Genomic DNA, 22,273 nt, shown 5'->3' with positions numbered 1-22,273 from the left:
CAGAAGGAGCCGATCGTGGCTGATATCCAGATCTCCAACCTCGTAAAGACCTATCCGGGCGGATCCGAACGGGCCACCGATGATGTGTCCCTGCAGATCCAGGACGGTGAGTTCACCGTCCTGCTGGGCCCCTCCGGTTGCGGCAAGACCACCCTGCTGCGCATGATCGCCGGACTCGAGCTCCCCGATTCGGGTTCGATTGCCATCGGCGGCCGTGACGTGACCTACCTGCCGCCCAACAAGCGCAACCTGTCCATGGTGTTCCAGTCCTACGCCGTTTTCCCCCACCGCAAGGTCCGCTACAACATCGGTTTCGGGCTGCGCATGGCCAAAGTCCCGGCTGAAGAAATCGAACGCAAGGTTCAATGGGCGGCAGACCTACTGCAGCTTGGCCCGTACCTGGACCGGCTTCCCGCCAACCTGTCCGGCGGCCAGCGCCAGCGCGTCGCGGTGGCCCGGGCCATTGTCATGGATGCCGACGTCCTGCTCATGGATGAGCCGCTCTCCAACCTGGACGCCCTGCTGCGTCTGACCTTCCGCTCGGAACTGAAAAAAATCGTCCAGGACCTAGGCACCACCACCGTCTACGTCACGCACGACCAGAGTGAGGCCCTGTCCCTCGGCGACCAGGTGGCCGTGATGCGCAAGGGCCGCATCGCCCAGCTCGGTGACCCGCTGGACGTCTACGATGCCCCGGCGGACCGCTTCGTGGGCGGCTTCATCGGATCTCCGCCCATGAACTTCATGGACGCCGCAGTCAGCCACGACGGCGGCACCCTGGTCCTGGGCGAACAGCAGCTTATGGCCCCGTCCATCCTGAGGTCCTTCGCCGGAAGGGACGTGCTGTTGGGCGTCCGGGCCGAAAACGTGACGGTCAGAAACGAGCGGTCCTCGGGCGACGTCGCCGCCACGGTCCTGGTGGTTGAACCCATGGGCTCAACCATCCTCCTCACGGTGGAAGTGGATGGCCACACCCTGAAGGTCCAGGCGCCGCCGACTTTCCGGACGGCACCCCACAAAACGATCTGGCTGGGCTTCGCCCCGAACACCATGCGGGTCTACGACCGCGAAACCTCGATGGCACTGGAGGCCAATTGAACCCCGTCACGTCCGTTTCCATGGAAGAGCTCCGCGGCGCCGCCATTGAGGTCCTGCGCCTCAATGACCTCGGCACCATGACCAGCGCGGCACCAAACCTTTACCCGCACATGTGGAGCTGGGATGCCGCATTCGTAGCCATCGGCCTGGCCCGCACCAGCGTCCCACGCGCCGTCACCGAACTCCGGACCTTGCTCAATGCCCAGTGGTCCACCGGAATGATCCCCCACATCGTGTTCAGCGACAACGACACCGGCTACTTTCCCGGCTTCGACCGGTGGGGAACGGCGGGCGCGGCAGCCCTGCCCCCAGGTGTGAAGAGCAGCGGAATCTGCCAGCCCCCGGTGCACGCTATCGCCCTTCGCCACATCGTTGACCGCGGCCGGGAAAATGGCGGCGCCGACCAGGTGGCGGCGGAAGCGTTTCTTGCCGAGTCCTTTGACGGCTGGCTCGCGTGGCACCGATGGCTCGCCACGGTCCGGGACCCGGACGGTGTGGGCCTCATTGAAATCCACCACGGCTGGGAATCCGGCTTCGACAATTCCCCCCGCTGGGACGGCCCGTATGCACGGGTGGTGCCGGGCGACGTCGCTCCCTTCACACGGCGGGACACCCTCCACGTGGGGGACGCCAGCGAACGGCCGGACGATGCCGAGTACACAAAGTACCTGTGGCTGGTCCAGCAGATGGCGGACGTGGACTTCGACGACGCCGCTGTCCAGCAAGTGGTCCACTTCCGGGTGCGCGACGTGTTCTTCTCCGCCATCCTGGCCGCTTCCAGCGCAGTACTGGCAGACCTCGCCGAGGAGATCGGAAGGGGCGCGGAAGCCGAGGAACTGCGGCTGATGGCGGCCCGGTTCCAGGCCGGAGTGGCGTCCACTGTGGATCCCGCAACGGGCCTGGCGAGGGACTACGACGTGCTGGCCGGACAGTGGATCGGCACCGAGACCGTCTCCGGTTTCGCACCACTGGTGTCCGGCGGAGACCCTGCCCTCCTGGCCGCCCAGCGCGAGCTGCTGCAGGGGCCGCGGTGGATGGGCTTTCCGGACCTCCGGTTCCCGCTGCCGCCGTCCACTTCTCCTGCGAGCGGCGCCTTCAAACCCCGGACGTACTGGAGGGGGCCCATTTGGCCGTTCCTCAACCTCCTGCTTGGCTGGGCCTCTGCCAGGGACGGCGAAGCCGGGCTCTATGGCCAGCTTCGATCGGCTTCGCTTCAACAGTTGGCTGACCTGCAGTTTGGGGAGTACTACGAACCCTTTACCGGCGAACCTTTGGGCAGCCTGGCCCAGGCCTGGACCGCGGCTGCTGCCCTGGAATGGATGGGAGCCGGGCCTGCCGCGGGACACGTCGAAATCCAAGAGAAGCCCCAGTGGCCACAGTTCCGAAGGCACCTGCGGAATCCACCGGTCGCCGGGCCGCAGCGGCACTCCAAGAAAAGGTGATCGTGGGGCTGGATATCGGGGGTTCGAAAACCCATGGTGTCAGGATTGACGGCGGCAGGGTCACCCGGAATGAGGTGGCCGGCAGTGCAAACGTGCAAAACGTTGACCAGGCCACAGCGGCTGCGAATGTCGGGCACCTCATGTCTGCCCTTGGCGGCCTGGATGCTGACGCAGTCTATGTCGGGGCCGGTGGGATCGACACCAGGGAGGACGCGGCGAACCTCCAAAGTCTCATCTCCCCGCATGCTCCCCGAGCCAAGGTGGAAATTGTCCATGACACCAGGCTCATCCTGGCAGCGGCGGGCCAGGACGCAGGGATAGCAGTGATCGCCGGCACGGGCTCTGCCGTTTGGGGAACCAACGAGGCCGGCGATGAGGCCAGGAGCGGCGGCTGGGGTTACCTGCTCGGCGACGAAGGCAGCGGATACTGGTTCGGGCGGGAGGCTGTCCGCCACAGCCTCCGGCAGTTCAACCTGGGACTTGCGCCGGACGAGCTCACACGGTTGCTGTTGTCCGATTGCGGGCTGGAACATCCTGAACAGCTGATCAGCCACTTCCACACCAACCACGACCGGCGTTACTGGGCCCAGCGGTCCGGCGTGGTTTTCGAGGCGGCGGCCCACGGCCATGTGCTCAGTCAGAGCATCATCCGGGAAGGCGGCTGGCATTTGGCGGACCAGGTCCTGCAGGTTGCCAGGCGCCTCGCCCTGGTTGGCCCGGTGGTTCTTGGCGGCGGCCTCGGCGTCCACCAGCCTGCGCTTGTGGAAGCACTGAACGCCCACCTGGCAGGGGAAGGGCTGGCTGCCGCCAAGCCCCTCGCCGTCGAGCCGGTCTTCGGTGCCGTCCACCTTGCCGGCGTTCACCTCGCAGCCGTAACCGGCCAGCCCCTGGAGGGCCCCGGTAAGGAAGTAGGCTTGTAGACCGGAGAAAGGGGGCCGGCGTGACACTTGAAAGAATGCCTGCAAGCCTGGGCGGGGCTACCTCGCACGGGCATCTGCTGGAGCTGATCCGTTCGGCGGACGGCCTGTCGCGCCAGCAACTGCTGTCAACCACCGGGATGTCCCGTGCCACCCTTTATGAGCGGCTGGATACGCTCACCCGCCGTGGCTACATCTACGAGGCCGAACCCCTCAGTTCCACCGGTGGCCGGCCTTCCCGGAAGATCCGCTTCGAGGACCGCGGGCGCGTTGTCCTGGCGCTGACTCTCGGCCAGACACACGGCACCGTGAGCATCACGGACACCACCGGGCGCCAGCTGCGCTCTGAGACCTTCGCACTGGAGATCAGCGCGCCGGCTGACTCAGTCCTCAGTCCCCTGGTTCAAGCAGGACGGGAACTTTTGGAGAAGGGTTCCGACGAGACCTTGTTGGGTATCGGCGTCAGCCTTCCAGCACCGGTGGAGGCTGGTACCGGGCACGTGAAACACCAGACCACCATCCCCGGATGGTCACCCGACTCAGTGGTGCGGGTTGTCAAGGCGACCTGGGACCTGCCGCTGGTTATTGAGAACGACGCGCGTGCCGCAGCCCTGGGCGAAAGGGCCAGTGACGCTGAGACAGTTGTCTACGTCAAGGTCGGAACGGGCATTGGCTGCGGCATCGTGGTGGAAGGCTCCATCCTGCGCGGCGCCCATGGTTCTGCCGGGGACATTGGCCATATCCGCATGTCCGCGGACGGCCCCCTTTGCCGCTGCGGCCGCCACGGGTGCCTGGCTGCCTACAGCTCGGGGCGTGCCCTCAGGGACAGACTGGGCCATCTGGGGCTGACGAAAATTGATGACATCGGCGCCGCAGCAGGGACCGGAGTCCCCGAGGTCCTGCAGGCCCTCAATGATGCTGCGGACGTGCTTGGCCGGGCGCTTGCAGCCACCGTTACCACGCTTAACCCTGACCGCCTGGTGCTGGGTGGGCAAATCGGTGGATTGCCCGAATTTGTGGAAAAGGTGTCCTCCCGTGTCCTCACCGACGTAGTGGAGCGGATCGCCGAAGGCATGGTGGTGGAGGCAGGACATCCGGAAGACCTGGCCGCCTGCCACGGACTCACTACCCTCGTTATGCGCAAGATCTTCGCCCCCGATGCTGTTGACCAGCTCTTTGCGGATGAATCGGAGAGCGCCGCGGGCTAGGGTCGGCGGTGCGCCCTGCAGTACGCACCTTCTTTTATGTCAGGACCCGTTTTTGGGAACACGCACCCGCACCCTACTCTTACTTAGGTTCACCTAAGAAGAAGGACTGACCGTGCGCCCCACTCCCCTGCCGGACCCCGCCCATGCCGGCTGAGACGTTCCGTGACGCCTGGGGGATTCCCCATTTGCGGGCGGACTCCGCGGAGGAACTGGCCTTCCTGCAGGGAAGCAACGCCGCAACCGACCGTTCCTGGCAGATCGAGATGGAACGCTGGCGTTCGGAGGGCAGGACCGCCGAGCAACTGGGCGCCGGGGGCGTGCTGTGGGACCGGTTTGCCCGCCAGTCAAGGCTTGACGACACCGCCCGCCGCTGCTTCGCCACCCTGGACACGGCGACCCAGCGCTGGTGCACGGCGTATGTGGACGGCGTCAACCAGGCACTAACGGACGGCCGCCGGGACGCGCAGGAGTTCCGGGACACCCGGACCGCCCCGGGACGCTGGGAACCATGGACTCCGCTGGGCGTCTTCCTGGTCCATCACATCCTCTTCAGCACTTTCCCCAATAAACTCTGGCGGGAACACGTCGCCGCAACCCTCGGCACGGACGCGGTGGGGCTTTTCAGCATCGAGGCTCCGGTCTGGGCCGGCAGCAACGCCTGGGCCGCAGCCGGCAGCCTGACGGATTCCGGCTTTCCACTGATCGCCGGGGACCCGCACCGGCTCATGGAGCTGCCCGGGGTGTACCAGCAGGTGCGCCTCGCCTGCCCGGAGTTCGACGTCGTCGGGCTGGCCTTTCCGGGCGTCCCCGGGCTGCCGCACTTCGGCCATACCGGAACTGCAGCCTGGGCGGTCACCAACGCTATGGCGGACTACCAGGACCTGTACACCGAGCAGCTCCGGCACAACGGGGGCGCCTTGCAGTCGCTGGGGCCGGACGGCTGGGAGCCCGTGCCGGTGAACCACCAGGAGGAAATCCCAGTGCGCGGCGCCCCCGCAGAAACTGTGGACGTGATCGAAACGGCGCGGGGCCCGGTGATTTCCAGCGGGCCCGACGGCGGGGCGTTAAGCCTGCGGACGCCGTCGCGCTCTGCCGGGGTGCTGGGGTTCGAGGCCCTCCTTCCGCTCCTCCGGAGCCGCTCCGCGGCCGAGGTGGAAGCGGCGCTGCGTTCCTGGGTGGAGCCCGTCAACTGCGTGCTGGCCGCGGATTCCAGCGGGGGCGTACGCCACATTGTCGCCGGCAAGGTGCCGGTACGGAACAGGGAGAACCATGTCCGCCCTGTTCCTGCCTGGTCCGCAGACCACCAGTGGACCGGCGAGTGGGTGGACCTGCCCCGGTCTGCCGTGGATAGGTTTGCCGTCAACGCCAACGACCGCGATTCAGGCGGCGGAGACAGGACCGGGCTCGAATTCGCGTCCGCCCACCGGGCCCTGCGCATCCGGCAATTGCTCGAGGAGGCCGGGCCGGGGCTCGACGCGGACGCCATGCAGCGCATCCAGATGGACACCCTGCTCGGATCATGGCATGCGTTCCGGACGCTGCTGGAAGGGCTGGACCTGCGGAGTGGCCCTGCCGACGAGCTGCGTCTACGGCTCCTGGGCTGGGACGGCCAAATGGACGCCGACAGCAACACGGCGGCAACGTTCTCTGCCTGGCGTTCCGCGCTGGTCCTCGCACTGGCACAAAGCCCCGCCCTGGAACCCTTGACCGCGCCGCACGGCCGCTCGCCCCTGTTCGCGCCGTGGCTGCACCCGGCGGCCAGGCTGGGTTTCGCCGTCGAGACCATCCTTGCGCAGGGTGACCAACACGGCGTCGACGTTGGCGCAGCGGCACGGCAGGCGCTGGAGGAAGTGGCCGCAGCACCGCCGACAGGAACCTGGGGAGCCAGCCACACCCTGCTGCCGCTGCACGCGGCATCGGACTACCCCGCGCTCGGAGCCGCGGCGCCCACTGTGCCGGTAACCTCGTTGTCCGGCGACACCAACTGCGTCCTCTCCACGGAAAGCCTGCCCGGGATCACGGACGGGTCCTTCCGCGGGCCCGTGGCACGCTACGTCTGGGACCTCTCGGACCGGACGAAGAGCCGCTGGATCGTCCCGTTCGGCGCTTCGGGAAATCCGGACAACCGCCATTTCGCGAGCCAGCTGCCGCACTGGGCGGCTGGCGAACTCATTCCCGTTGTTACTGACTGGGACCAGCTCACAAAGGAGAAACCATGACCGGCGCTGATACAGCCATCCCCTTCGCGGCAAGAAGCGCGGTGTACGAGGAGCAGCTCCCGGGCCTGGGCCGCCTGCGGCTCGTCGTGATCACACCCGAGGCGGACGCGGACCTCCTGTACAGCTGGGTGCGGGAGGAACGCGCGCAGTTCTGGGGCATGGGCGCCATGACCCGGGACGAAGTGCGGGACGTTTACCTTTTCCTCGACAGCCTGGAGACACACCACGGGTTCGTGATGGTGGTGGAGGACCAGCCTGTGGGGATTTTCCAGACGTATGAGCCACTGCACGATCCCGTGGGTGAAGCGTATCCCGCCCGGCCGGAGGATACGGGCATGCACCTGCTCCTGGCCCCGGCGGTACAACCTGTTCCCAACTTCACTGCGACCCTGATGTCGGGGCTGATCCGGTTCCTCCTGACCGACCCGTCGAAGGACCGCGTCGTGGCGGAACCGGATGCGCGGAACAGCAAAGCGATCGGGCGGCTTGTGGGCTACGGCTTCGAGCCTGGCCAACGGGTGCAGCTGGCGGAAAAGGAAGCCCAGCTGGTGTTCCTTACGCGGGAGAAGTTCGAGTCACGCCCGGCCGGATAAGCCCCGGCGGCAGACTATTCCTCGCCGTTGTCTTCGGCTTCCAGGTATGTCGCCATGGCTTCACACGCCTGTTTCCAGCGCGCGTTCAGGGCATGCCGGTTCAACGGCGAGAACATGCCGTCGAGGACTTTTTCCATTGCGTCGTATGCGGCGTCCCGGGCCCGTTCCTGCGCCGCCGGGCTGTAATAGTTCATGTCGGTAGTTCGTTGTCAGGGTGGGCTCGGATGGCGGAAAACTGACGGCTCTTAACCGGCCGGCCGGAGCGACGTGATCATCCGCCTGATGTCCTGGTACTCGGCGGTGTCCATGTATTTGCGGGCCTGTTCCAGGTATGGCAGGGACCCGGCACCGGGCGTCACGTTGTTTTCCGGGTTGAAGAACGCACCGAACATCGCCGCGGTGGGCGGCCAGGTGAAGAAGTGGAAAATCGGACATGCCGAGCCGCCGGTGGGAGCTTCAACGGTGGTGATGCCGTAGGCGGCAGCAGGGGTATCGGCGGGGCCGGGGGCTGCGGCATCGCCGCGGGTTTCAAACACGTACCGGGGCACGTCGCCGTTTTGGGCCAGCGCCGGGAGTTCCTGCGACTCAAACTCCGAGAAGGGATACTTCTCGGTGCAGGTGGAACCGGTGGCCATGTTGGTCCGGAGGGTGGCCAGCGGCTTCCCTGCTTCATTGGTGACCTCCGCGAAGGCACCCCCGCCTTCCGGGAGCTCCCCTGCCGGGTCCCGGACGCTCCACTCGGCCGGCAGGTCAAACGCGAGCTGCCCGTCCGCCGTCGTAAAGGTCATCCATGCCGTCCCCTTGGCGGGGGGCTTTGCGGTCGTGGTGGCCGTCGTGGTGGCCTGGCCGTCCGGCGGGCCTGAGGTGACGGAAGGACTGGGGGAAGCGGACGTGGCGGGGGCGGTGGCCGTCGCCGCCGGGGTTGTTGCCGTCGGCGGCGCTGCCTGCGGGCCGCAACCCGCCAGCACAACAGAAACCAGAATCATCGCGGGAAGGAGCCCGCCGGACCTACGCATATCACCCTCCCGGGGCTAGGAAAACCTGTCCTCCAATTGTGGAACCACGTACAGGTTTCGGGCCGGGCGTTGAGTGATTGGCGCCGAACCGTTGCGCCGAATAACAGAAGAGTTTGGGAGCCTTAACGCGCGACGGCGGCCCGCCCCTTGGGGAGCCGGCCGCCGTCGAGCGCGTTTTGTTATCAGAGGGTAGCGGTGTCGATCACGAAGCGGTAGCGGACGTCAGAGGCGAGGACCCGCTCGTAGGCGTCGTTGATCTTCTCAGCGGGAATTACCTCGATCTCCGCCCCGATGCGGTGCTCGGCGCAGAAGTCGAGCATCTCCTGGGTTTCGCGGATCCCGCCGATCATGGAACCGGCGAAGGAGCGGCGGCCCATGATGAGGGCGAAGGCGTTGACCGGGAGCGGTTCGGCGGGGGCGCCGACGTTGACCAGTGCGCCGTCGAGGGTGAGCAGCTGCAGGTAGGAGCTGATGTCGATCGAAGCACTGACGGTGTTGATGATCAGATCGAAGGTGCCCGCGAGCTGTTCGAAGGTGGCCGGATCGCTGGTGGCGTAGTAGCTGCCCGCGCCCAGCCGCAGCCCGTCTTCCTGCTTTTTCAGCGACTGGGACAGGACGGTTACCTCAGCACCCATGGCGGCGGCGAGCTTGACGGCCATGTGGCCGAGGCCGCCGAGGCCGACGACGGCAACCTTCTTGCCCGGGCCGGCGCCCCAATGGCGGAGCGGGGAGAAAGTGGTGATGCCGGCGCACAGCAGCGGGGCCGCGGCGTCGAGCTCGATGCCTTCGGGGATCCGGACCACGAAGTCTTCGGTCACCACGACGTGGGTGGAGTAGCCGCCCTGGGTGATGGTTCCGTCGCGGTCCACGGCGCCATAGGTGCCGACGTTCCCGGCCAGGCAGTACTGCTCTTCGCCCTTCAGGCAGTTGGCGCATTCGCGGCAGGAGTTGACCATGCAGCCGACGCCGACGCGGTCACCCACAGCGTGCATGGTGACAGCGGAGCCAACTTCCGTGACAACACCGGCGATCTCGTGGCCGGGAACCAGCGGGTACTGCTGCGGGCCCCAGTCGCCGCGGACGGTGTGGATGTCTGAGTGGCAGATGCCGGCGAACCTGATCTCGATCAGGACGTCGTGGGGGCCCACTTCGCGGCGTTCAATGGTGGTCGCAAAAAGGTCCTCTGTGGCGGACGGGGATGCATAGGCCTTGACGGTGGTCATGGTTCTCCTGTGGTTCTTGGGGGGATATCGAAATGCTACAGGGTCAAACAACATCAAACCCTGCGGTGGGGAGGCGTAGCGAGGGCCTTGCTGAAACGGGTTATGGCAGAACCCCTTTAGCGGGTCTCGTACTCGTCTTGAGCGATGTGCTCCGCAGGGGGACGTACGGGTTGCGGGCGGGCCAGGACAAGGAGTCCGAACAGGGAAAGCAGCGCTCCGCCGATCATGAGCAATGCCATGGGCACGGCTGTGTCCGAGCCGCCAAGTCCCGCTATCGGAGCGACGACGCCGGCTGTGGTCCACTGGACGAGTCCCAGCACGGCTGAGCTGGTGCCCGGGTGTTCGGGTACTTCGGCCGAGGCGAGGGCGCCGCCGTTGGTATTAATCAGGCCTTGGGCCACCATGAGGGCGAAAAAGCTGCCCACCGCCACCAGCAGCGGGGTGGCCCACCACAAGGCCCCGGCCAGCATGGCCACCCCGGCAGCCAGGGCGATGATTTGCCCCGCGAAGATGACCTTCCGGGTAGACACGCGGCCGGCGAGACGCGCCGAGACCAGCGCGGCGATGGTCATGCCGCCCGCGTTCGCCGCGAACACGATCGAGTAGGCCACGGGCGACAGGCCGTTCATGTTCTGCAGGATGAACGCGGACGTTGCCACGTAAGCGAACAAAGCAATGAAGGCCGACGACGCCACCACCACGTAGCCGACGAACCGGCGGTTGGAGAGCACGGCCTTCGCCGCGCGGCCGAATTCCCCCAGCCCGCCTGCGTGCCGCTTTTCCGGCGGCATCGACTCCGGAACGATGAACAGCGCACAGAGGGTCATCAGGATACCGAGGGCCGCAAGTGACCAGAAGGTCATCCGCCACCCGGTCAGCTGGAGGATCACAGCTCCGAGCAGCGGGCTGATGATCGGGGCGACGCCGCCGATCCCCATCACGAGGTTGAGGACCCGGACCAGCTGCGGCCCGTGGGCCAGGTCCACAATGACGGCGCGCCCGATGACCTTGGCCCAGCCGCCGCCGATGCCCTGCAGGAACCGGGCCAGCATCAGGATCCAAACGTCCGGTGCCACGGCGCACGCGACCGACGCGACGGTCATGAGCACTGTTCCCGCGACCAGCGGCATCCGCCGGCCGCGCTGGTCGCTGAAGGGCCCGCCCACCAGCTGTCCGAGCCCCATCCCGGCGAAGAACGTGGTCAAGGTCAACTGCACGGCGGATGCGGTGGTGCCGAACTCTTCGGATACACGCGGGAAGGCCGGAACATACATATCGGTAGCGAGCGGTGCCACGGCCGTCAGGAAGATGACCGTGGCAACCAGCGTGGCCGGGACGGCGCCGGCCGATGGCCTGCGGGTGGTTGCGGTCGGCAGCATGGGTTGTGGTGCTCCAGCTCGTTGATGGCTAAAGGGGGGCTATCTCCATCAAACCGGCAACCGGCAAGCGTAGCGAGGGCCCTGCCGTAACGGGTTCTGGCAGACCCTCCTTAGGGTTTGCGGTTTCGTCGTAACGTGTCCGTATGGATAACCGAGCCGAGGTCCGGCAGTTTCTTTCTACCCGCCGGGGGCGCATCACCCCGGAACAGGCGGGTATCGAACCGTACGGCGGACGGCGCCGCGTGCCAGGACTGAGGCGTGAAGAGGTGGCCAGGCTGGCCGGGGTCAGCGTTGACTACTACACCCGGCTGGAACGCGGAAACCTCACCGGGGTTTCCGACAGTGTGCTGGACGCCATTGCCCAGGCGCTGGAACTGGACCGTGCTGAACACGACCACCTCTACGACTTGGCCCGGGCGGCCAACACGTCGGGACGCAAGCGTGCTGCGAGCGCCGCCGGTTCCGTCCCGTCCGGGGTGCGGCGCGAGCTGCAGTACCTCTTGGACACCATCACCGGAGCGCCGGCCTTTATTGGCAACAACCGGATGGATATCGTGGCCGCCAACGCTCTGGGCTACGCGTTGTACTCCGACATGTACCGTGGCACGGCACGGCCGGCGAACCATTCACGGTTCATCTTCCTGGACCCCCGAGCGCACGATTTCTACACGGACTGGGACCGGGCAGCCAACGTCAACGTCGCCATCCTTCGCCGCGAAGCGGGGCGCAGCCCGCACGACAAGGGCATTGCCGAGTTGATCGGCGAGCTCTCCATGCGCAGTGACGAGTTCCGTACGCGCTGGGCTGCACATAATGTCCGCCGCCACTATGCCGGCACAAAGTTCTTCAAGCATCCCGTGGTGGGACTCCTCGAGCTGAACTATCAGGTCCTGGGGCTGGAAGAGGATCCCGGCCATACCCTGACGGTCTACCCCGCCACCCCGGGCAGCCCCTCCGAGGAAGCCCTCAAACTTCTCGCCTCGTGGGCCGCGACCGAGAACATCGTCGAATCAGCCCAACCCCACGCCCGGAGCTAAACACCAGGCGCTAAACTCCCAACCTGCCCTGCGAGGCGTGCCGTTATGCCAGGGGAACGGCGAGGATCCGGTCATCCCCCGGCTGCGGATCACCGCGGCCGTCGGTGTTGTTGGTCATGAACCACAGCTGCCCGTCCGGTGACAGTGCCACGTCGCGGATGCGGCCGTACTCCCGGCTGTAGTGGTCGGTGAACGTGGTGGGATCCGAGACGGGAACCGACCGCAAAACCTGTCCCCGGAGGTTGGCGATGAACAGGGTGCCGCCGGCATGTGCCATGCCGCTGGGACTCGCCGTGCCTGGCTGCCACTGCTGCAGGGGATCCACAAAACCTTCCCGGCCCGCAATCCCTTCCACGGTGGGCCACCCGTAGTTGGCACCAGGCCTAATGACGTTCAGCTCGTCCCAGGTGTTCTGCCCGAATTCGGTGGCGAACAGGGTTCCGTCGTCCGCCCACGCCAGGCCCTGCGGGTTCCGGTGCCCGTAGCTGTACGTGAGAGAGCCCGGGAAGGGGTTGTCGGCCGGGACCTCACCCTCCGGAGTCATGCGCAGGATTTTGCCGGCAAGGGAATCCCGGTCCTGGGCGCTGTTGCGCTGTTGCGCGTCCCCGGCCGTCACGTACAGCATGCCGTCGGGACCAAAGGCGATCCGGCCGCCGTCGTGGGTACTCGCGGCCGGAATCCCTGCCAGCAGTGTGTTCGGCTGCCCGAGTGAGAGAGATCCTGGTGTGCCGGTCACGGCAAAACGCTGGACCCGGTTGCCGTCCGACGCCGTCGAATAGACGTAGAGGTCGCCGCCGCCACCTACCGCGAGGCCCAGCAGTCCTGACTCTCCCCGGCCAACCACCCCCTCAACGGTCCCGATGGGCCGCGCAGAACCATCCGGCGCGAGTTCGAGAATGCGCGCACTGTTCCGCTCACTGACCAACGGCGTCCCGTCGCGGAACACAACGGACCACGGCGCGGCAAGGCCAGTTGCAACTGGCTCCGGCGTCCCGGCGATCATGGCTGGGGCCGTCCGGGCTGGAATGGCTGTGGATGTGGAAGCGGCCGGAGCGGAAGTAACCGGAGCCGAGGACGACGGGGCAGGGAACGTAGCTGTGGGCGACTGCGGCGGGGTTGCCGTGCAGCCAGCCAGGAGGATACCCGTCCCCATGGCAGCCGCGGTAAGGGTCCGGTGACGCATGCACTTCTCCAATCAATCACGGTGCCCAGGACAGGGCTCCTTCCAGCATCGCCCCTTGCCGCCCCATGCAGGAGGGAGAAACGCTCCCCAGGCAGTCTCTGTTGGAACCTGTTACGGCAGAACCCCCATCTTTCAGCGCCGAACCCCTGCAGTCCAGACACGGGTCCGGCCTTTGCCAGTCACATTAACCTCCGTTGCGGATCATGGCGCCGGGTTTCTCGATTTGTCCTCCTGATGGCGCCGTAAGTAGCGCCGTTTCCTCCCGTTTCGCTTCCGTTGCGCGGTGCTGGCCAAGGCATTGAAGACCGTGCTTAGGTGTTTCCACAGCCCACGCCGGGCCAAGCGCAACACACGCCGACAGTGAACAGGAGGACCGATGCCGCATCCATCCACCAGCCCGCAAAGCACCCGCACTTTCGGTCCGCTGTGTTGGCTCCGCCGAATGTGCACCCGCTCCTTGGTTTCGACAAGCTAAGCCACCAGCCGCTGACCCAGCACCGCAGCATCACCGCAACAGCGTCCGACGGCGGCACGCACCTCCTTCCCTTTTCCCCGGCTATCCGGGTCCCCGGGCGCTTCGTCGCGCCCTGATGCCCACATATCGTCCCCTCGAAAGGCACCACATGTCCCCCGCTGCATCCTTCCCGCCCCAACAATCGTCCAATGGTGCCTTCACCCGGCGCCGCGCGCTGGGCGCACTCCTGGCCCTGCCCGCACTCGGTCTCCTCACGGCCTGCGGCGGAACCGCTACCGCTGGCAACGCCACCAGCCAGGCGTCCTCCGCACCGCTCGCCGCGTCAGTTCCGGCGGGAACCACCATCAAAGTCGGTGACCCGAGCATCCGGGTTGCCCTGGAACTGTCCGGCCTGATCAAGGACCTGGACGGCATCAACGTGGAGTTCGCCAATATCTCGGGCGGCCCGCAGACCACCGAAGCCTTCCGTGCCAACGCCCTGGACGTCGGCTCGGTGGCGGACATCCCGCCCATCCACGCCACCTGGACAGGTTTGGATGTCCGGATCATCGGCAGCGCCTACCGGCAGGACGCGGTGAACCACCCGCTGTACGAACTCGGCGTTGCGCCGGGCGCAGGCATCACCAGGCTGGAGGACCTGCGCGGCAAGAAGGTGGCGTACAGCCCGGGCCAGGCCCAGGGCGCGCTGGTCCTGCGGATCCTGGAAAAGGCCGGGCTCGCCCAGGATGACGTGCAGCTCATCGAGCTGCCCAGCACGGGCGATGCCTACTCCTCGGCGCTCTCCAGCAAGCAGGTTGACGCAGCACCGCTGGGCGGCGTCCAGATCAAGCGGTACCTCGCAAAGTACAAGGCCGACGGCGCCGCCACCCTCCGTCACGGCCTCCGTGACGACCCGGGGCACTTGTACTCCCCCGCCAAGGTCCTGGCCGATCCCGCCAAGGCCGCCGCCCTGGCCAAGTACGTCGAGGCGTGGGGCAAGGCCCAGCGCTGGGTGGAGGACCACCCCCAGGAATGGCTCGAAGGCTACTACATCAAGGACCAGGGACTCTCCGCCGAGGACGGGCAGTACCTGATCGACGCCGCAGGCAAGCGGGACGTCCCCACATCCTGGACGGAGGCCATCGAGCGGCACCAGCAGACCATCGACCTGCTGGCTCGGGAACAGAAGAAACCGCAGCTGAAAGCGGCGGACCTCTACGACACCCGCTTCGAGGCCATCGCGGGCACCGCCTTCGCCGGGGCGGGCAAGGGCGGTGCAGCATGAGCGCGGCTCCGGTTCTGGAACGTCCCGCCGTCGAACCCCATTTGGACCCGGCCCTCGCGGCACGCGAGGACGTGCGGCCCACCGGCAGGAGGCTGGGTCCCGGACGACGGCGGCGCCTGGCCTGGCTGTTGGGCCCCTCCGCCCTGCTGGGGCTCTGGACAGTTTCTTCCGCAACAGGCCTGCTGGACCCGCGGATTCTCTCCGAGCCGTGGACCGTGGTGGCCACCGCCGGCGAACTGATCGCGGACGGCAGGCTGCAGGAAAATCTCGCTATCTCCGCCCAGCGCGCCGGCCTGGGGCTGTTCTTCGGCATCGTGGTGGGTGCGGTGCTGGCCCTCCTCGCCGGGTTGAGCCGGGTGGGTGAGGCGTTGATTGACGGGCCGGTGCAGATCAAGCGCGCCATCCCTGGCCTGGCACTGATTCCACTCCTCATCCTGTGGTTCGGCATCGACGAGACCATGAAGGTGCTCACCATCACCCTGGGCGTCTTCGTCCCCATCTACCTGCAGACCCACGCCGGCCTGCGCGGGATCGACCTGCGCTACGTCGAGCTCGCCCAGACGGTGGGGCTTAGCCGCGCCGCCTTCATCCGCAAGGTGGTTCTTCCGGGCGCACTGCCGGGGTTCTTCCTGGGCCTGCGTTTCGCCGTCACCGGAGCATGGGTATCCCTGGTGGTGGTTGAACAGATCAACGCCACCAGTGGCATTGGCTACATGATGGAGCTCGCCCGCACCTACGGCCAAACCAACATCATCGTCCTCGGACTTGCTGTCTATGGCATTCTCGGCCTGTTGTCCGACGGCGCCGTCCGCTTCCTCGAACGAAAGGCCCTATCATGGCAACGCACTCTGGCGGGCTGACAGCCGTCGCACCGTCCGCCGTCCGCTCCTCCTCCGTCCGCTCCTCCTCCGGCGCAGCCCCTGCGGCCGGCGCAACCAAGGCAGTTTCGGTCCGGAACCTGATCCGCAGCTTTGGCCCGAAAGGCGTCCTGAACGGCGTGGACCTGGACATCGCCCCCGGCGAGTTCGTGGCCCTCCTCGGCCCCAGCGGCTGCGGCAAAAGCACCCTGCTGCGGGCCCTCGCCGGGCTGGACCACGACGTCCGCGGCAGCGGCGTGATCAGCGTCCCCGAGCGCGTGTCCGTGGTCTTCCAGGATTCGCGGCTGCTGCCGTGGGACAGCGTGCTGGGCAACGTCACCCTGGGCCTGCGGGAGCACGACGCCGAGTCCCGGGCACGCAAGGCCCTCGCCGAAGTGGGGCTCGCCGGTAGGGAAAAATCCTGGCCACATGAACTTTCCGGCGGTGAGCAGCAGCGCGTGGCGCTGGCCCGGTCGCTGGTCCGGGAACCGCAGCTGCTGCTGGCCGACGAGCCGTTCGGCGCCCTCGACGCCCTCACCCGCATCAAAATGCACGGACTGCTCCAGGACCTGGTGGCCCTGCACCGGCCCGCAGTCCTGCTGGTCACCCACGACGTGGACGAAGCCATTGCCCTCGCCGACCGGATCGTGGTGCTGGACCGCGGCCGCGTTGCCACCGTCCGCACCGTGACGCCGGAGATCAGCACCGCAGTGGATGCCGCCGGCCACGAAGCCCTCCGCCGCGACCTCCTTGCCGACCTTGGCGTCGTCGGCACCAGCCACTGACCTCTACCTCAGCTGAAGGACCATCCCATGACTTCTGACAACTCTCCCACTACCCGCCAACTCCACCTCAACGCCTTCCTGATGAGCACCGGACACCACGAGGCATCCTGGCGGCTGCCCGAGAGCGACCCGCAGTCCAGCACCAACGTGGAGCACTACAAGCAGCTTGCCCGAACTGCTGAACGCGGCAAGCTGGACTCCATCTTCTTCGCCGACTCCCCCGTACTGTTCGGTGAGGTGGGCCGGCGCCCTGCCGGCAAGCTCGAACCCACCGTCCTCCTGACCGCCATTGCCGGCGCCACGGAACACATCGGCCTGATCGCCACCGCCTCCACCACCTACAACGAACCCTTCAACCTGGCCCGGCGGTTCGCGTCAGTGGACTGGGTCAGCGGCGGCCGCGCCGGCTGGAACGTGGTCACCACCGCCGGACCGGACGCCGCCCGCAACTTCGGCGTCGACGATCAGCCCGCCCACGCCGTGCGGTACGAGCGTGCCGCCGAGTTCATTGAGGTGGCGCAGAAACTGTGGGACAGCTGGCAGGACGACGCCGTACTGGCGGACAAAGTTGAGGGTGTGTGGGGAGACGGCGAAAAGATCCGCGTGATCGACCACGAAGGCAAGCACTTCAAGGTCCGCGGCCCGCTCAACGTCCCCCGTTCCCCGCAGGGCCACCCGCTGATCGTCCAGGCCGGATCGTCGGAGGACGGCAAGGACCTCGCCGCACGGTACGCGGACGCCGTCTTCACCGCCCACCAGACGCTCGCTGATGCACAGGCCTTCTACCGGGACCTCAAGAACCGCACCGCTGCTGCTGGCCGCGACCCGGAGACCATCAAGATCCTGCCGGGCATCGTGCCCGTCATCGGTGCCACCGAAGCGGAAGCGGTGGAGCTGGAACGGGAACTGGACCGCCTCATCAAGCCCGAGTACGCCCGCATCCAGCTGGCCAAGACCCTGCGTGTTGCTCCTGAAGACCTTCCCCTGGACCGCCAGTTGCCGGACAACCTGCCCAGCGAGGACGAGATTGAGGGCGCCAAGAGCCGTTACACGCTGATCGTCCAGCTGGCCCGCCGCGAAAAGCTCACCGTGCGCCAACTCATCGGACGGCTGGGCGGCGGACGCGGTCATCGCACCTTCACAGGCACCCCGGTCCAGGTTGCGGACGCCATCCAGGAATGGTTCGACGGCGGCGCGGCTGACGGCTTCAACATCATGCCGCCGGTGCTGCCCTCGGGGCTGGAAACGTTCGTGGACCAGGTGGTCCCCATCCTTCAGGAACGCGGCCTGTTCCGCACCGAATACACCGGCAGGACACTGCGGGAGCACTACGGCCTGCAGCGCCCGGCCAACCGCTACACCGGTGCGGGCGCAGGGGAACTGGCATCCATCGGATCGGCGTTCTGATGGGCCGGCAGCTCAAACTCAACCTGTTCATCTACCCCGGAGGCCACCACGAGGCCGCGTGGCGGCACCCGAAGTCCCGGACGGACAGGGTCCTGGACATCCGGTTCTACCAGGAACTGGCGCAGCGCGCGGAGGCCGCCAAGCTGGATGCCGTGTTCTTCGCGGACGGGCCTGCGCTGGAGAACAACGTGCAGTACGCCACCCGGTTCCGGCTGGAGCCGTTCACGTGGCTCTCCGCCATTGCGGTAGCCACGGAACGGATTGGCCTGATAGGTACGGCCAGCACCACGTACCTTGAGCCGTACAACGCGGCGCGCCTGTTCGCATCCTTGGACCACCTCAGCGGCGGCCGCGCAGGCTGGAACATCGTCACCACCGGCGCGGAGCGGGCGTCCCGGAACTTCGGGCTGGACGAGCATCCGCCGCACGCCGAACGCTACTCGCGGGCGGACGAGTTTGTCCGCGTGGCCGGCAAGCTCTGGGACAGCTGGGAGGACGGGGCAGTGGTGTCCGACGCCGGCACGGGAGTTTTCGCGGACACCTCACGGATCCATCCCATCGGGCACGAGGGCGAACACTTCCGCGTGGAGGGACCGCTGAACACTCCGCGGTCCCCGCAGGGTAGGCCGGTTTTCGTGCAGGCAGGGTCCTCCGCCGACGGGAAAGCCTTCGCCGCGCAGCACGCGGAAGCGGTTTTCACCGCGCACCAGACCCTGCAGAGCGCGCAGGGGTTCTACGCCGATATCAAGGCGCAGGCCGCGGCGAACGGCCGGAACCCGGAGCAGCTCCTGGTCCTGCCGGGCATCAGCCCCTACCTCGGCTCCACCGAGGCGGAGGCACGGGCCCTCAAGCAGGAGTTCGACGAGCTGACCCAGCCGGAGTACGGGCTGGGCATCTTGCGGAAACTGCTGGGCGTGGACCTCGACGGTGTCAGGCTGGATGAGCCCTTCCCTCCGGACCTGCTGGCGGCAGCGGGCCGGGCGGGCAGCCGCAGCCAGCTGCTCCTGGACGTGATCCGGCGGGAAGGCCTCACCGTCCGGCAGGTATTGCACCGTTTCGCCGGCGCCCGCGGGCACTACGTGTTCGCCGGAACACCGGTCCAGGTGGCGGACGAGATTCAGCGCTGGTTCGAAGACGGGGCCGCGGACGGGTTCAACGTCATGCCGCCGTGGCTGCCGGGCGGTTTCGAGGCCTTCGCGGATGAGGTTGTCCCCATCCTGCAGTCACGTGGCCTCTTCCGCACGGAATACACCGGCCGGACCCTGCGCGAACACTTCGGACTCGACCGTCCAGGCAGCCAGTACACCGCTCAGAGCCCACACAGCGCTGCAAGCCAGCACAGCAAACAACTGTTAGGAGCATCCGCATGACCGAATACCGCAGCTTGGGGTCCACCGGACTCAAGGTCAGCCCGCTGACCTTGGGGACCATGATGTTCGGGGCCATCGGGAACCCGGACCACGAGGATTCCATCCGGATCATCCACCGGGCCCTCGATTCCGGCATCAATCTGGTGGACACCGCCGACGTCTACTCCAAGGGCGAGTCCGAGGTCATCGTGGGCAAGGCCCTGAAGGGCCGCCGGGACGACGTGGTGCTGGCCACCAAGGTCTACGGCCGTCTCGGCGAGGACGTAAACCAGGCAGGAAATTCACGCCGCTGGATCATCCGCGAGGTGGAGGACAGCCTGCGCCGGCTGCAGACCGACTGGATCGACCTCTACCAGGTGCACCGGCCGGAACCGGACACGGACATCGACGAGACGCTGGGGGCGCTCACCGATCTGGTGCGGCAGGGCAAGATCCGGTACATCGGCACCTCCACCTTCGAGCCTGGCCAGATCGTCGACGCCCAGTACGTAGCCCGCGAGCGACACCGAGAGCGGCCTGTGACGGAGCAGCCGCCGTACTCCATCCTGGCGCGCGGCATCGAGCGCGAAGTGTTGCCCCTGGCCCAGAAACACCGGCTCGGCGTTCTGCCGTGGAGCCCGCTGGCCGGCGGCTGGCTGAGCGGCAGGATCAAGGCCGACGGCGCGCACAGCACCTCCAGCAGGGCCGTCCGGCAGCCGGAACGGCACGACCCGTCGTCGGCCGAAAATGCCCGCAAAACGCAGGCCGTGCTGGAGCTGACCGAACTCGCGGGCCAGGCCGGGCTGTCGCTCATCCATCTGGCCCTCGGCTTTGTGCTGGAGCACCCGGCCGTCACGTCCGCCATCATTGGGCCCCGGACGCTGGAGCATTTGGAGGGGGCGCTCGGCGCGGACAAGGTCAGTCTCTCCGAGGACGTGCTGGACCGGATCGACGAGATTGTCCCGCCCGGCACCACCCTGAACCAGGCCGACGCCGGCTACCGGCCGCCGTCGTTGACGGAGCCGTCGCTGCGCCGCCGCAGCCGCTGATCTGCCCTGTCAGGTAGAGCGTCAGGTGGGCCGGACGGCGCGGGAAGCTCCCGCCGTCGTCCGGTTACCTCTCTCACCCCCGTCAGGCTGGGTGCACCCGCGTGGTGAGGTAGAGGCGGTGGGCGGTGATGACCAGCGCAAGCCAGGCGGCCCCCAGCGCCCATGCCCCCAGCACGTCGGTAAGCCAGTGGTGGCCCAGATAAACACGGCTCAGCCCCATGGTGGCGGCAAAGACTCCTGCTGCCACCGCCGTGAGGACACGGGCACGGGAGGACTTGAGGCGGAGGATCACCAGGTACGCCACGATGCCCGCGATCACCACGGAGTTCAACGAGTGGCCGCTGGGGAATGAGGCGGAGTACTCGTAGGGAGGGACCGCATCTGCCAGGTCCGGCCTGGTCCTGCCCACCAATTCCTTGCCTGCGATGGTCATCAGGAGCGAACCGAGTCCGGCGGTGAGCATCAGGATGACCGGGGTCCAGGACCGTCGCCTCAGGGCCAGCCCAATCATGATGGCCAGCGCCAGCACGGGCATCCCCACGGTCCCGCCCACGTCGGTGTAGCCGGTGATGATCGTGTCCAGGCCCGGTGACCGGAGTGTCTTGGCACCGTCCAGGATCGGATGGTCCAGCCCGGCAACGCCGTCGGCTTGGACCACGGATTCATAGACCTCGGCGAATACGGCGGCGAGCGCAACGGCCAGCACTGCCCCGACGGAAAGGGTGAGGACCAACGCCGCATGGGAGCCGAGCAGCCTGCTGGCCCGTTGGACTGTGGAGGCCAGGAATTGGCCGGGTTTGGTGTCCCACCGGGTGAGGTCCTGCCCGCCGACAAAGCGGTCCTGGTGGACTTCACCGCTCACGCCGGTCTCGGGCGGTTTCGTTTCTGCAGCCATGTCTCCTGAACCCTCCCTGCCGGTTATCCGAAATTAGTAAGCAACCTTACCTTGCGCGGCGCCAGCGGGGAGGAACTACGCATTCACTGCCCGGCGCGGGGACGTTTCCAGTTCGTTGAGGCAGTAGTTCTTAAACCAATGCCGGATGCCCTGCGGCAGCTTGGGGTAGGTCACGGCGAGGACTTTCATGGTGCGGTGGAAGCGGCGCTCATGGCGGTCGCTCCATGGCAGGCCGAAGTCCTGGCGCAGCTGGTCCGGAAGGAGACCGGCCGTGAGGAACCGGGCGAGCGGCATGATCGCCCGGTACCACAGTGCTGCGCGCTTCGGGTACAGGAGGCCGCGGCCCACGCGAACAGCGGCGTCGCTGGCCCGAAGGTTTGCCATGCGTTCTTCGTAATAGCGGTTGAACTCTTCACGGTCCTTGGGCCATTTGCCGGGTGGAAGCTGCAGGGCGGTTCCGAGCCTGGCGTAGTCCTGGTACATGGCATCGGCGGATTCGTCGTCGAGCGGGCCGTAAATCTTTTCAATGATGGTGAGCGCAGTGTCGTAAAGCGTTGCCGTCACCCACAGCTGCAGCTCCGGATCGTAGGCGTTGTACCCGGGAGATTTCTCATCGGCACCCCGGCGCACAGGTATATGGGCGCGGTTCACCCTGCGGCGGACCTCCTTGACCTGCTCCTCGGTCCCGTAGGTGACTGCGTACACGTACGTGAGGGTGCCTTTGAGCCGATTGATCGGGCGGTCCGTGAAGGTGCTGTTCTCGGCGACGCCGCGGCCCACCGCCGGATCGGCAAGCTGAAGCAGGATGGCCCGGCCCGCCCCCGCCAGCAGGATGCCCTCCGCGTTCAATTCGGCAAGTTCTCGCGCCATCTCAACA

General features: G+C 66.9%; 21 protein-coding genes. 14 read left to right on the top strand and 7 right to left on the bottom strand.

All coding sequences use genetic code 11. From position 1 onward, the window contains the following. Positions 1-15: 15 nt before the first annotated feature. The 6 genes from AC5RV1_RS06805 (at position 16) to AC5RV1_RS06780 (ending at position 7,477) form a co-directional block, all read left to right on the top strand. Positions 16-1,098, top strand: coding sequence for an ABC transporter ATP-binding protein (locus AC5RV1_RS06805; protein WP_430227334.1), 1,083 nt, complete (start codon positions 16-18; stop codon positions 1,096-1,098). Next, the gene (ggh, locus tag AC5RV1_RS06800; protein WP_493993983.1) at positions 1,095-2,540 is read left to right on the top strand and encodes a glucosylglycerate hydrolase; all 1,446 of its coding nucleotides are present in this window, start codon (positions 1,095-1,097) and stop codon (positions 2,538-2,540) included. The genes AC5RV1_RS06805 and ggh overlap by 4 nt, the downstream gene beginning before the upstream one ends. After that, positions 2,468-3,460 (top strand): N-acetylglucosamine kinase, encoded by a 993-nt coding sequence (locus AC5RV1_RS06795; RefSeq protein ID WP_493993982.1) that lies wholly within the window; start codon positions 2,468-2,470, stop codon positions 3,458-3,460. Before ggh ends, AC5RV1_RS06795 begins: the two co-directional genes overlap by 73 nt. Positions 3,461-3,480: 20 nt before the next feature. Further along, positions 3,481-4,665 (top strand): ROK family protein, encoded by a 1,185-nt coding sequence (locus AC5RV1_RS06790; RefSeq protein WP_493993981.1) that lies wholly within the window; start codon positions 3,481-3,483, stop codon positions 4,663-4,665. A gap of 143 nt (positions 4,666-4,808) precedes the next feature. Beyond that, positions 4,809-6,884, top strand: coding sequence for a penicillin acylase family protein (locus AC5RV1_RS06785; protein ID WP_493993980.1), 2,076 nt, complete (start codon positions 4,809-4,811; stop codon positions 6,882-6,884). Then, entirely contained in the window at positions 6,881-7,477 is a 597-nt protein-coding gene (locus AC5RV1_RS06780; RefSeq protein WP_493947782.1) for a GNAT family N-acetyltransferase, read from the top strand. The genes AC5RV1_RS06785 and AC5RV1_RS06780 overlap by 4 nt, the downstream gene beginning before the upstream one ends. 14 nt (positions 7,478-7,491) lie before the next feature. Here AC5RV1_RS06780 and AC5RV1_RS06775 read toward each other — a convergent pair whose 3' ends face one another. From AC5RV1_RS06775 to AC5RV1_RS06760, 4 genes are all read right to left on the bottom strand, one after another. Further along, positions 7,492-7,671, bottom strand: coding sequence for a hypothetical protein (locus tag AC5RV1_RS06775; RefSeq protein WP_493993979.1), 180 nt, complete (start codon positions 7,669-7,671; stop codon positions 7,492-7,494). A gap of 51 nt (positions 7,672-7,722) precedes the next feature. Next, on the bottom strand, positions 7,723-8,493 hold the full coding sequence (locus AC5RV1_RS06770) for a hypothetical protein (RefSeq protein WP_493993978.1): 771 nt from the start codon (positions 8,491-8,493) through the stop codon (positions 7,723-7,725). A 182-nt stretch (positions 8,494-8,675) separates the two neighbouring features. Further along, positions 8,676-9,716 carry an NAD(P)-dependent alcohol dehydrogenase gene (locus tag AC5RV1_RS06765; RefSeq protein ID WP_493993977.1) on the bottom strand — a complete coding sequence of 347 codons (1,041 nt, stop codon included), beginning with the start codon at positions 9,714-9,716 and terminating at the stop codon, positions 8,676-8,678. 116 nt (positions 9,717-9,832) lie between these two features. Continuing rightward, positions 9,833-11,095, bottom strand: a complete 1,263-nt coding sequence (locus AC5RV1_RS06760) for a multidrug effflux MFS transporter (protein WP_493993976.1) — start codon at positions 11,093-11,095, stop codon at positions 9,833-9,835. Positions 11,096-11,238: 143 nt separating this feature from the next. On the opposite strand from AC5RV1_RS06760, the gene AC5RV1_RS06755 reads away from it, so the two are divergent. After that, positions 11,239-12,132: a helix-turn-helix transcriptional regulator gene (locus tag AC5RV1_RS06755; RefSeq protein ID WP_493993975.1), complete on the top strand. Its 894-nt coding sequence runs from the start codon at positions 11,239-11,241 to the stop codon at positions 12,130-12,132. A gap of 43 nt (positions 12,133-12,175) precedes the next feature. Here the strand turns inward: AC5RV1_RS06755 and AC5RV1_RS06750 are convergent, their stop codons facing one another. Continuing rightward, positions 12,176-13,315, bottom strand: coding sequence for a PQQ-dependent sugar dehydrogenase (locus AC5RV1_RS06750; RefSeq protein ID WP_493947788.1), 1,140 nt, complete (start codon positions 13,313-13,315; stop codon positions 12,176-12,178). Between the two features lie 360 nt (positions 13,316-13,675). Here AC5RV1_RS06750 and AC5RV1_RS06745 point away from each other — a divergent pair, with 360 nt between their 5' ends. Genes AC5RV1_RS06745 through AC5RV1_RS06715 form a run of 7 tightly spaced genes read left to right on the top strand, consistent with a single transcriptional unit; the run spans position 13,676 to position 20,501 of the window. Continuing rightward, positions 13,676-13,906 carry a hypothetical protein gene (locus AC5RV1_RS06745; RefSeq protein ID WP_493993974.1) on the top strand — a complete coding sequence of 77 codons (231 nt, stop codon included), beginning with the start codon at positions 13,676-13,678 and terminating at the stop codon, positions 13,904-13,906. A 32-nt stretch (positions 13,907-13,938) separates the two neighbouring features. Further along, positions 13,939-15,054, top strand: a complete 1,116-nt coding sequence (locus AC5RV1_RS06740) for an ABC transporter substrate-binding protein (protein WP_493993973.1) — start codon at positions 13,939-13,941, stop codon at positions 15,052-15,054. Next, positions 15,051-15,914, top strand: coding sequence for an ABC transporter permease (locus tag AC5RV1_RS06735; RefSeq protein ID WP_493947791.1), 864 nt, complete (start codon positions 15,051-15,053; stop codon positions 15,912-15,914). Before AC5RV1_RS06740 ends, AC5RV1_RS06735 begins: the two co-directional genes overlap by 4 nt. Continuing rightward, a complete protein-coding gene (locus tag AC5RV1_RS06730) occupies positions 15,890-16,696 on the top strand; it encodes an ABC transporter ATP-binding protein (protein WP_493947792.1) in 807 nt (268 codons plus the stop codon). The genes AC5RV1_RS06735 and AC5RV1_RS06730 overlap by 25 nt, the downstream gene beginning before the upstream one ends. Positions 16,697-16,723: 27 nt before the next feature. Then, entirely contained in the window at positions 16,724-18,103 is a 1,380-nt protein-coding gene (locus tag AC5RV1_RS06725) for an LLM class flavin-dependent oxidoreductase (RefSeq protein WP_493993972.1), read from the top strand. Beyond that, positions 18,103-19,473 (top strand): LLM class flavin-dependent oxidoreductase, encoded by a 1,371-nt coding sequence (locus AC5RV1_RS06720; RefSeq protein WP_493993971.1) that lies wholly within the window; start codon positions 18,103-18,105, stop codon positions 19,471-19,473. Before AC5RV1_RS06725 ends, AC5RV1_RS06720 begins: the two co-directional genes overlap by 1 nt. After that, entirely contained in the window at positions 19,470-20,501 is a 1,032-nt protein-coding gene (locus AC5RV1_RS06715; RefSeq protein ID WP_493993970.1) for an aldo/keto reductase, read from the top strand. The genes AC5RV1_RS06720 and AC5RV1_RS06715 overlap by 4 nt, the downstream gene beginning before the upstream one ends. 82 nt (positions 20,502-20,583) lie before the next feature. Here the strand turns inward: AC5RV1_RS06715 and AC5RV1_RS06710 are convergent, their stop codons facing one another. Both AC5RV1_RS06710 and AC5RV1_RS06705 read right to left on the bottom strand, forming a co-directional pair. Continuing rightward, the gene (locus tag AC5RV1_RS06710) at positions 20,584-21,396 is read right to left on the bottom strand and encodes a phosphatase PAP2 family protein (protein ID WP_493993969.1); all 813 of its coding nucleotides are present in this window, start codon (positions 21,394-21,396) and stop codon (positions 20,584-20,586) included. Positions 21,397-21,471: 75 nt separating this feature from the next. Continuing rightward, complete coding sequence (locus tag AC5RV1_RS06705) at positions 21,472-22,266, bottom strand: oxygenase MpaB family protein (RefSeq protein ID WP_493947797.1); 795 nt, start codon at positions 22,264-22,266, stop codon at positions 21,472-21,474. Positions 22,267-22,273 lie beyond the last annotated feature (7 nt).

The sequence above is a fragment of the Arthrobacter sp. Hb9-2 genome, assembly GCF_059091165.1.
This window is presented reverse-complemented; position numbering and strand designations above follow the sequence as displayed.

Bases quoted from the DNA above. Each gene is read 5' to 3' on its own strand.
- AC5RV1_RS06785 (WP_493993980.1), top strand. From the start codon at position 4,809: ATGCCGGCTGAGACGTTCCGTGACGCCTGGGGGATTCCCCATTTGCGG.
- AC5RV1_RS06780 (WP_493947782.1), top strand. From the start codon at position 6,881: ATGACCGGCGCTGATACAGCCATCCCCTTCGCGGCAAGAAGCGCGGTG.
- AC5RV1_RS06775 (WP_493993979.1), bottom strand. From the start codon at position 7,671: ATGAACTATTACAGCCCGGCGGCGCAGGAACGGGCCCGGGACGCCGCA.
- AC5RV1_RS06770 (WP_493993978.1), bottom strand. From the start codon at position 8,493: ATGCGTAGGTCCGGCGGGCTCCTTCCCGCGATGATTCTGGTTTCTGTT.
- AC5RV1_RS06765 (WP_493993977.1), bottom strand. From the start codon at position 9,716: ATGACCACCGTCAAGGCCTATGCATCCCCGTCCGCCACAGAGGACCTT.
- AC5RV1_RS06760 (WP_493993976.1), bottom strand. From the start codon at position 11,095: ATGCTGCCGACCGCAACCACCCGCAGGCCATCGGCCGGCGCCGTCCCG.
- AC5RV1_RS06755 (WP_493993975.1), top strand. From the start codon at position 11,239: ATGGATAACCGAGCCGAGGTCCGGCAGTTTCTTTCTACCCGCCGGGGG.
- AC5RV1_RS06750 (WP_493947788.1), bottom strand. From the start codon at position 13,315: ATGCGTCACCGGACCCTTACCGCGGCTGCCATGGGGACGGGTATCCTC.
- AC5RV1_RS06740 (WP_493993973.1), top strand. From the start codon at position 13,939: ATGTCCCCCGCTGCATCCTTCCCGCCCCAACAATCGTCCAATGGTGCC.
- AC5RV1_RS06735 (WP_493947791.1), top strand. From the start codon at position 15,051: ATGAGCGCGGCTCCGGTTCTGGAACGTCCCGCCGTCGAACCCCATTTG.
- AC5RV1_RS06730 (WP_493947792.1), top strand. From the start codon at position 15,890: ATGGCAACGCACTCTGGCGGGCTGACAGCCGTCGCACCGTCCGCCGTC.
- AC5RV1_RS06725 (WP_493993972.1), top strand. From the start codon at position 16,724: ATGACTTCTGACAACTCTCCCACTACCCGCCAACTCCACCTCAACGCC.
- AC5RV1_RS06720 (WP_493993971.1), top strand. From the start codon at position 18,103: ATGGGCCGGCAGCTCAAACTCAACCTGTTCATCTACCCCGGAGGCCAC.
- AC5RV1_RS06715 (WP_493993970.1), top strand. From the start codon at position 19,470: ATGACCGAATACCGCAGCTTGGGGTCCACCGGACTCAAGGTCAGCCCG.
- AC5RV1_RS06710 (WP_493993969.1), bottom strand. From the start codon at position 21,396: ATGGCTGCAGAAACGAAACCGCCCGAGACCGGCGTGAGCGGTGAAGTC.
- AC5RV1_RS06705 (WP_493947797.1), bottom strand. From the start codon at position 22,266: ATGGCGCGAGAACTTGCCGAATTGAACGCGGAGGGCATCCTGCTGGCG.